The sequence below is a fragment of the Streptomyces minutiscleroticus genome (assembly GCF_014650875.1).
In the GTDB taxonomy this organism is placed as follows: Bacteria; Actinomycetota; Actinomycetes; order Streptomycetales; family Streptomycetaceae; genus Streptomyces; species Streptomyces minutiscleroticus.
Genome location: NZ_BMVU01000216.1, coordinates 1 through 966, shown reverse-complemented (window position 1 = coordinate 966; position 966 = coordinate 1). Strand labels below are relative to the sequence as shown.

At 61.9% G+C, this 966-nt stretch carries 1 protein-coding gene; it reads left to right on the top strand.

Annotated features, from left to right (window positions below):
- Positions 1 to 125: 125 nt before the first annotated feature.
- On the top strand, positions 126 to 965 hold the full coding sequence (locus tag IE271_RS41080; protein WP_190195501.1) for an IS5 family transposase: 840 nt from the start codon (positions 126 to 128) through the stop codon (positions 963 to 965).
- Position 966 lies beyond the last annotated feature (1 nt).

Sequence of the window (966 nt, the reverse complement as noted above, 5' to 3'; positions counted from 1 at the left end):
GGAGGCTTGGCCATCCGTCTCGTTGGCTTTTGCGCCCGCAAGTCCGTCTGATTTGAAGTTGCCACAGAATCGCCCGACGAGCAGCGGAACCGATTCCTCCGGCTCGTCCGTGATCACGCTACGCCGTGAGCGAGCGCAAGCCATACCCCAGCGACCTGTCCGACGCCCGATGGGCCCTGATCGAGCCGACCTTGACGGCCTGGAGAAAAGCCCGGCTCGACCGCAGACCCACCGGCCAGCCCGCCAAGGTCGAGTTACGTGACGTATTCAACGCAATCCTCTACGTCAACCGCACGGGAGTCCCCTGGAAATACCTTCCGCATGACTTCCCCAATCACGGCACCGTCTACGCCTACTACGCGGCCTGGCGCGACGAAGGAATCTTCGCCCAACTCAACTACGACCTGACCGGACTGGCCCGGGTGAAGGAAGGGCGCAAGCCCGAACCAACCGCTTCCGTGATCGACACCCAGAGCGTAAAGACGTCCAACAACGTCCCCCTGACCAGCCAGGGAACCGATGCAGCCAAGAAGATCGTCGGGAGGAAGCGTGGCATCCTCACCGACACCATCGGCCTCATCCTCGCCGTGACCGTCACCGCCGCCGGCCTCTCGGAAAACGCTCTGGGAATACGCCTCCTCGACCAGGCGAAAGAAACGTATCCGACCATCTCCAAGAGCTGGGTCGACACCGGCTTCAAGAACGCTGTCGTCGAGCACGGCGCCCGCCTCGGAATCGACGTCGAAGTCGTCAACAGAAACCCCGGAGTTCGCGGCTTTCACGTTGTCAAAAGGCGCTGGGTGGTGGAGCGGAGTATCGGTTGGATCATGATGCACCGCCGCCTCGCCCGCGACTACGAGACCCTCACCGCCAGTTCCGAAGCCATGATCCACATTGCCTCTATCGACAACCTCGCCAAGCGCATAACGGACGAGACTACATCAACCTGGCGCGGAACCTACTAGG